The sequence below is a fragment of the Pseudomonas sp. WS 5410 genome (assembly GCF_012985645.1).
In the GTDB taxonomy this organism is placed as follows: domain Bacteria; phylum Pseudomonadota; class Gammaproteobacteria; order Pseudomonadales; family Pseudomonadaceae; genus Aquipseudomonas; species Aquipseudomonas shahriarae.
On record NZ_JAAQWS010000032.1, the window covers coordinates 44294 to 50839 of the forward strand.

At 55.7% G+C, this 6546-nt stretch carries 10 protein-coding genes; 3 read left to right on the forward strand and 7 right to left on the reverse strand.

The window, feature by feature from the left end; all coding sequences use genetic code 11:
- The first annotated feature begins 38 nt into the window (after positions 1-38).
- Positions 39-596 carry a Smr/MutS family protein gene (locus HBO24_RS28255; protein ID WP_057440725.1) on the forward strand — a complete coding sequence of 186 codons (558 nt, stop codon included), beginning with the start codon at positions 39-41 and terminating at the stop codon, positions 594-596.
- 339 nt (positions 597-935) lie between these two features.
- Positions 936-1292: a hypothetical protein gene (locus tag HBO24_RS28260; protein WP_065943780.1), complete on the forward strand. Its 357-nt coding sequence runs from the start codon at positions 936-938 to the stop codon at positions 1290-1292.
- Here HBO24_RS28260 and HBO24_RS28265 read toward each other — a convergent pair.
- Together HBO24_RS28265 and HBO24_RS28270 are read right to left on the reverse strand one after the other, a co-directional pair.
- The gene (locus HBO24_RS28265) at positions 1234-1791 is read right to left on the reverse strand and encodes a lysis system i-spanin subunit Rz (protein WP_170060772.1); all 558 of its coding nucleotides are present in this window, start codon (positions 1789-1791) and stop codon (positions 1234-1236) included. The two genes, HBO24_RS28260 and HBO24_RS28265, sit on opposite strands and share 59 nt — an antisense overlap.
- Positions 1791-2216: a cell wall hydrolase gene (locus HBO24_RS28270; RefSeq protein WP_115127804.1), complete on the reverse strand. Its 426-nt coding sequence runs from the start codon at positions 2214-2216 to the stop codon at positions 1791-1793. Before HBO24_RS28270 ends, HBO24_RS28265 begins: the two co-directional genes overlap by 1 nt.
- A 189-nt stretch (positions 2217-2405) precedes the next feature.
- Here HBO24_RS28270 and HBO24_RS28275 point away from each other — a divergent pair, with 189 nt between their 5' ends.
- Positions 2406-3773 (forward strand): hypothetical protein, encoded by a 1368-nt coding sequence (locus tag HBO24_RS28275; RefSeq protein ID WP_170060773.1) that lies wholly within the window; start codon positions 2406-2408, stop codon positions 3771-3773.
- Between the two features lie 692 nt (positions 3774-4465).
- Here the strand turns inward: HBO24_RS28275 and HBO24_RS29755 are convergent.
- From HBO24_RS29755 to HBO24_RS28295, 5 genes are all read right to left on the reverse strand, one after another.
- Positions 4466-4747, reverse strand: a complete 282-nt coding sequence (locus tag HBO24_RS29755) for a hypothetical protein (protein ID WP_258558603.1) — start codon at positions 4745-4747, stop codon at positions 4466-4468.
- A complete protein-coding gene (locus HBO24_RS28280) occupies positions 4744-5115 on the reverse strand; it encodes a hypothetical protein (protein ID WP_115127802.1) in 372 nt (123 codons plus the stop codon). The genes HBO24_RS29755 and HBO24_RS28280 overlap by 4 nt, the downstream gene beginning before the upstream one ends.
- On the reverse strand, positions 5112-5645 hold the full coding sequence (locus HBO24_RS28285) for a glycoside hydrolase family 19 protein (protein ID WP_170060774.1): 534 nt from the start codon (positions 5643-5645) through the stop codon (positions 5112-5114). The genes HBO24_RS28280 and HBO24_RS28285 overlap by 4 nt, the downstream gene beginning before the upstream one ends.
- Before the next feature lie 62 nt (positions 5646-5707).
- Positions 5708-6256: a tail fiber assembly protein gene (locus tag HBO24_RS29800; RefSeq protein ID WP_170060775.1), complete on the reverse strand. Its 549-nt coding sequence runs from the start codon at positions 6254-6256 to the stop codon at positions 5708-5710.
- A gap of 2 nt (positions 6257-6258) precedes the next feature.
- A partial coding sequence (locus HBO24_RS28295; protein WP_222933248.1) for a hypothetical protein occupies positions 6259-6546 on the reverse strand: 288 nt, incomplete at its 5' end.

A 6546-nucleotide genomic window follows, 5' to 3' on the forward strand; every position in this document is an offset into this window, starting at 1 on the left:
CGATTTGGGTAAACTGCCCGCCCTTCGCGGAGGCTGACATGCAAGACGACGATTTTTCCCTGTTCAAAAACGAGCTGCGCGGTGTCAAGCCGATCAAGCACGACCGTGCCGACACCGGCAAACCCAAGACCGACCGCGCACAGATCGCCAAGCTGCGCCAGGCGGCCACGGTGCGTACGGATGCCACCACGGTGGACGGTCTGTCGGACCAGTTCGTGATTGACGTCGGCCCCGAGGACGAGTTGATGTGGTCCCGCGACGGGGTCCAGGAAAGCCAGGTGCGCAAGCTCAAGGCCGGACAGATTCCCTTCGAAGGCAGCCTCGACCTGCACGGCATGACTGTGGAAAAGGCCCGGGAAACCCTCTGGGCCTTCCTGGCCGAAGCCACCAAGTTCGAAATCCGCTGCGTGCGCGTGACCCACGGCAAGGCCGTGCGCCTGGACGGCAAGCGCCCGATGATCAAAAGCCACGTCAACACCTGGTTGCGCCAGCACACCCAAGTGCTCGGTTTCACCTCCTGCCAACCGCGCCATGGCGGTGCCGGGGCAGTGTATGTGATGCTCAAGCGCACGATGCTCGAAGGGCGTGACGAGTAACCCACGCTTGCAGCGATCTGCCGGCCACCGTACCCTTGCACTTTGCGAAAATCCCACAGGTAGTTTCATGTCCCTGGAACAGAATTACACAGCGATTTTCAATGGGTAGTGGTAAGTAGTAAAAGCCAATGAATCCGGGGGTTTGCTCCCTCAGAAACACCCGGATTTACCCTGGCAAACACGGTCATTGGTACAAAAAGTGGTACAAGATTAATCCCCTCCCCCGGCGTCCTGCCGACCGAACACCAAACCAAAATCCCCTACAGCTCGTCGCCTCACATCGCACAACCTGCAAACCTCGATTACTGTATGCGCATACAGTATTCGGATTGCCCCACAATGAACATCGACGAAGACACCTCGACGTGGCTTGGGTGCCCTACGCCCCTGGAAATGTACAAACACCAGTGCGCGCTACTCGAGGACGAGCTCACAACCGCCTATCGCCTGCTGAGCAAGGCAAGGGCGAACGTTGCGGGCCTGGTCCAGATGAATGACCTGCTCGCCACCGGAAAAGCGTCGGCAGAGACGGCACTGAGGGACGCCCTTGAGCGCATATCGGCGATGGGCAATGACCAGACTGACAAGAGAAGCTTTCGAAGCGTCGACCTGGTGACCGATCAACGCGACCATCTCTTCAGGGAGAATCAGCGGCTGCTGCTGGAGTTGAAAGTATTGAGGGGGCCACAGCCCTGACATACGCCTGGCACGCCCGCAGCGCGATCAATCCTTGGTCGCCGGCATCGGTGATGGCGACAATTCGTTGAGCATGCGCTGGGTCAAGTTGGGCTCGACGGGCTCCATGAACCACGCCGACGGCGCCGGAGGCGGCAGGCACGTTGCAGCCACTGGCTGAATCCGTGGCGTCGAGAAGGACTGACAGCCGCAAATCAGTAGTAGCAAGGCGGTCAAGCAGGCGGGCCTGGTTGCGTTGAGCATCGGAAAGTTCTCGGGTGTGTTGTTGATCGGAGGTGGCCAGCGTCTTCTCCAGGCCCAGGCGCCTGTCCTGCTCGTCGCGCACTTGCTTGATGGCCACCGCGCTGATCCTGTCCAGCTCGTCCTGGTGCAGGCCGGCCTGCTCGGCCAGCGTCTTGCCAGTGCGCCACTCCTGAACCTGCCAGGTGACGCCGGCGGCGCTGGCCATCAGCGCTAGGATCAGCACCACCGGCCCGGCCAGCCTCTGTACGGGCGTCATCACGGCACGTCCTTGAAAAAGATGTGGTGCCCCAGGCGCAGCGTTTGCTTGGCCTTCGCCGCCCAGGCCGGGGCCTTGGGCATCGTGGTTGCGTAGTAGTGCGTGGCCCCGCCGGTTGGATCCGGTACCGCACCGGCCATCACCTGGTCAGCAGCACGCTGGGCCTGGGCGAGTTGCGCGGCCGGGATCGGCTTCGCACCGCTGAGGTAGGCGTAGTTCGAGTCGTTCTGGTTCCAGCAGCTGAACTGCCATGGCTTCAGGCACACGCCGGCGTAGCCTTCGCCCCACCAGGACTTGGCCTTGCCGTCGAACACGCGGTTGCGGATGGTCCAGGCCACGGCGATCTGGCCGTCCAGGCCTTCACCACGGGCTTCACCCCATAGCGTGCGCGCCAGGATGTCCCGGTCTTTATCGGAAGTGGTCATGCTTTTCTCCAGGCAAAAATAAACCCGCTCAATGACGGGCACAAAATCTCAAATGTGGCAGTTATCACTTATCTGACGTTCGATACTTACACGCCCGGCGTTCTCTTGTAGAATCCGGGCCATTAATAATTTACCCCCGGCTGCACCGGAGAAAGGGAATTCATGAAACACAAAAACTGGAGAGCAATTATGATCAACAGCAAAGGACCTTTGAGGATCCTTAGGTGCCTGGACTTGCGCCTATCCCTTGCGCTATGCCTCATCCTTGCCGTAATTTCCACTCTTTCAATATATCCATTTATTGCTACCGCCGATGGACTTGCAAGAATTGCATCTGCCGTGTCTTCCGGAGGTGGATTTACTGTTCTGCCTCCGATGCAGTCATATTTTATGAAGGCGTCGATTTGGCTTGTTGGAGGGCTGGGGCTTTACACGTTGTTCCAGGTTTTTTCTTTTTACGCCGCGACAGCAATAACCTATAAATTCTTGTTAAATGACTTCCCGCCTGCTACTGCATTTTTTTCCTCAATATTGACAATTACAACTCCAATGTTTTTTGTTTTTCCCGCTATTATTACTGACTCAGCATTGGTATTTACTTGCATTGCATTAATTGGAGTTATGATAAGCGCTATAGAGCCAATGAAGCTAAATAAGATCTCCAGCTTTTTTGCACTCACAATTCTGCTTTGCATTCTATTTGGGATGCGACTCAATTCAATAGCAGTGGCACCTGTAATTGTTATTTTGATTTTACTATTTGCTAAATCATTTAAGTGGCATGCCATTGCAGCAATCATTATATCTACTGCGTTCGTATTTTACATAAACAGCGATCTCAGGAAAAACTCAAGACCTGAAGCCCTGGGTATGGCCTGGGAGATAGTGGCTATTGCCAAAAGCCAGCCAGGTGAAGAGCGGCTAAAGCACTCTCTAGATTTTTGCGGAAGTACTGAGGGAGCTATAGAGAAATATAACGAACGGTACCTGAATGCCGTTTTTTGGGATGGCGCCCCGCCTCTACCAGTGACCTGCATAACCTCTGTGGAGGGCAGCGCCAAAGTAAAAGCCGTATACTTTTCAATGATTAAAAGCCAGCCATTGGACTGGGCATTGATGAAGCTTTCTTTTTGGGCTCGCGTATATGGCATGACAGCCCCCCTGGAAAGCATTAAAAGGGGTATTCACGACGTTGACGAGAAAACCATTGAGTGGGGCGGAAGAAACACTACTCAGCAGGCGTCTATGCGTGAATACTTCTTCAATGGAGCTGAAAGTCTTGGCTCTTTAGTTTACCGACCTTTCGTAAGTGTACTGCTATCAATGCTGTGCCTTGTGTTCATTTTTGACAAAAAGATTTTCCCTCGCTTTTTCTGCATCTGGGCGATTGCCAACGCTTATTACGCTGGCTTCTTGATTTCCGCACAATCGATGGAATTCAGGTATTTCGCGCCAACCTTCTATGTGAATTGCATAATAATTGTTTCATTGATAGCATATTCTGTTGCAAGGCTCTATAGAGTAGCCAGTAAGAAAAGTGGCGAGGCCATCCAATAAAAATGGATATCGCGGGGATGCCAACATTATGGCAGCCCCTTGCACTCTCCAATTAATTCACCATGTATTTACTTTGACTTTTCAACAGTAAATGTAAATGCAGTATAAAACGCATTGCAGTGATTACTGCGGATCAGTATTTGCAAGGCCAAGTCGTCATGAGTAATCACCCGTAACGCACGGAAATGCACCCGTTGGTTCCAGAAGTGGTCCCAGCGGGTATTTTCCGGCCTATGCAAAAATTGCATAACCCCATCCCCGGCGTCCTGCCGACCGAACACAACTCCTTAATTTACAGCTTTACTTCAATAGCGGCTCCCACGTTTAATTCGCGTGGGCGCTGGCGGGTAGCAGGACAGCATGCACGCTTAGCTATCCACCAGTGACCCTCTCATTTTCGTGCGATCAATCAGTTGCAATGGTTGACAGCTCGACCAAATCGCTCCGAAGCTTGGTTGACAAAACCCCGAATTCGCCATAATGGGACTTTCTAGGAAGAATTCCTGATAACGGAATTAGGTCCAAGCAGGCCGCATCATCTTTTGTGATATCTTCCCGCCACGCCCGCTTTCATTGAGGGATAGGCTTTGCTTTTTGTGCGTGTTAGTTTTCGCGACCGCGAATGTAGGTCTGAGTCGTCATTATTCTTAAAGCGGATTTTCAGCTCAGTTTTATTCTTTTTGAGTTGAGGCCTACCGGCAGGCGCCAGACGCTGCAACAAGCTCTCGCTCGTACCCGATCCGCTGTCGACGCTCGGCCAGCAGCGCACGGACCTTCAGCTCCACGCTGTCAGATTTCTTCAAGCTCGCTGTAGCCCAAGGCGGCACTGCAACCTCCTGCGTCTTGCACGGAACCAGCACCGGCACCTCCACCCGAACAGTGCGCACCTCGGGCTCTCGCGTTCCGCACCCTGCCAGCACAAAACACAAAGCGACCATCATTACACCAGGTGTAAAGCCGGTAGTCCGCCTCATAATCCCAACTCCTGATCAATGATCAATGCTGCTGCCTGGGTTGGATCGCCGCCGGTTCGCTCTTGCAATAACCGGTTTGCTGCGGCGTAGTCAGGCTTGGCCAACTCTCTAGCACCTGCCTGAGCCTGAGCCGCCAGTGCCTCCCGCTCATTGCCAGCCAGCACCAGCTCGCCGAGCTTCCTGCCCTGCTCGCCCGCCAGCGCTTCCAGATTGTTGCGCGCCGACTGAGCGCTGGCCAGGCTGGTGTTCGCGGTGTCGAGTAGCGGCCGGTAATGCCGGGTAGCCAGCCACACACCACCACAAGCGCCTAAGACCAGCAAAAGGATCATCGCCGATCCCAGGCAAGCCAGCTTCTGTCCGGGCGTCATGCGAGCACCTTCTGTGCCTGGGCGTAAAGCCGCTGGCGATCCTCAAGGCCATTGACCCCTCCATTGACCCGGCGGGTGATCTTCACGAACTCGCCCTTATCCGCCAGGGTGTTCAGGCCTTTCGTCGACCAGAACCAAGCCGCCGACATTGCAGCGTGCTGCGGCTGCTCCAGAAGCTCAGGCTGATTGATCAGGTCCAGGCCCAAGGCCTCACCGCACGCCGCGCAATTGGCCCGGCCAGTGATCTGGACAAGCCCCCGGCCACGGTACTTTGAGCCATCCCCTTTAACGGTGTTGCCCAGGTCAGCACGGCCTTCATATCCGGCCTGCTGCGCCGTGGGGCCCCAGATCTCCCGCACATAGCGCAACTGGCCCGACTCATGCCCGACCTGGGCGATGAACGCCGCAATGCGAGCAATGGTGACAATTCCGTATTTGCTCATGGCCGTGTTCAGCACAGGAACAAAAACGCCGGCTTGGCGGCCGGCGTTCGGGAGAATCCGCAGCAACTGCTGCTCGGTGATTGGCATAGCTCTCTCCTGGCAAAAATAAACCCGCTCAATGGCGGGTGTGGTCGACTACGGCGCCGATGCTACGGCGCGGCGGGCCAATCAATAGCGAGCGGGTAGCCTTCCTGATCAGGCACGCGGTTCAGGGCCACGCGGTATTTCTTCCAGGCCTTGAGGGTCGCCAACTCTGCCTCGGTCCCTTCATCGATATCGACGGCGTCCTGAAGTGGCGCGATTGCGTAATCCGCCTCGGCTCGCAAGTGCGCGATCTGGGTTTGTGCAGCCACCACAGGATCAAGCTCCGGCGACGGCAGCTCTTCCTGCGGGGGAATATCCGGCACCAGGATGTGCAGCGTGATCATGACCTTCAGATCGTACGGCTCGCCCTCTTTGGTCACGGTGACCGTGAGCAGGTCGTCCTCAAACGAGATGTTCACCTCGGCGGGATTGTCCGAGGGGTGAAGCCCGTAACCCCATCCCTGATCGAGCGGCGGGAATGGGACCATTCCCTGGGTGCCGGCGACACAATATACGCCCACGCCCTTGCGATAACAGGTCACATCCGCCCCGCCGAGCGAGGCGAAATCGAACTTTTCGCCCGCGCCAGTAACGTTTATTGCTGCTCTTGCCATGTTCAGATCGCCCTTAGTGTATTGTCGGCCATGCGGATGGTGTTGCCGGTGTGGTACACCCTCACCCATGGAAGGAACCCGTTATAGGAAGAACGAAACAGAAGCTGGTTGTCGCCGTTGTAAACAATCAACTGGGCGCCTACACGACCTCCCCGCCTCAGGTTTATGCCGGTTGCATTGATCGATTCTCCGGTACCGCCTGGATACCCCGCATTTCCGGCAATGAATGCTCCGCCGAAATTGTCGTATGCATCATTCCAGTCGGTGATCAGAACGCTATCTGCCCCAAC

Coding starts and splice junctions, on each gene's coding strand:
- HBO24_RS28255 (WP_057440725.1), top strand. CDS start 39: ATGCAAGACGACGATTTTTCCCTGTTCAAAAACGAGCTGCGCGGTGTC.
- HBO24_RS28260 (WP_065943780.1), top strand. CDS start 936: ATGAACATCGACGAAGACACCTCGACGTGGCTTGGGTGCCCTACGCCC.
- HBO24_RS28265 (WP_170060772.1), bottom strand. CDS start 1,791: ATGACGCCCGTACAGAGGCTGGCCGGGCCGGTGGTGCTGATCCTAGCG.
- HBO24_RS28270 (WP_115127804.1), bottom strand. CDS start 2,216: ATGACCACTTCCGATAAAGACCGGGACATCCTGGCGCGCACGCTATGG.
- HBO24_RS28275 (WP_170060773.1), top strand. CDS start 2,406: ATGATCAACAGCAAAGGACCTTTGAGGATCCTTAGGTGCCTGGACTTG.
- HBO24_RS29755 (WP_258558603.1), bottom strand. CDS start 4,747: ATGAGGCGGACTACCGGCTTTACACCTGGTGTAATGATGGTCGCTTTG.
- HBO24_RS28280 (WP_115127802.1), bottom strand. CDS start 5,115: ATGACGCCCGGACAGAAGCTGGCTTGCCTGGGATCGGCGATGATCCTT.
- HBO24_RS28285 (WP_170060774.1), bottom strand. CDS start 5,645: ATGCCAATCACCGAGCAGCAGTTGCTGCGGATTCTCCCGAACGCCGGC.
- HBO24_RS29800 (WP_170060775.1), bottom strand. CDS start 6,256: ATGGCAAGAGCAGCAATAAACGTTACTGGCGCGGGCGAAAAGTTCGAT.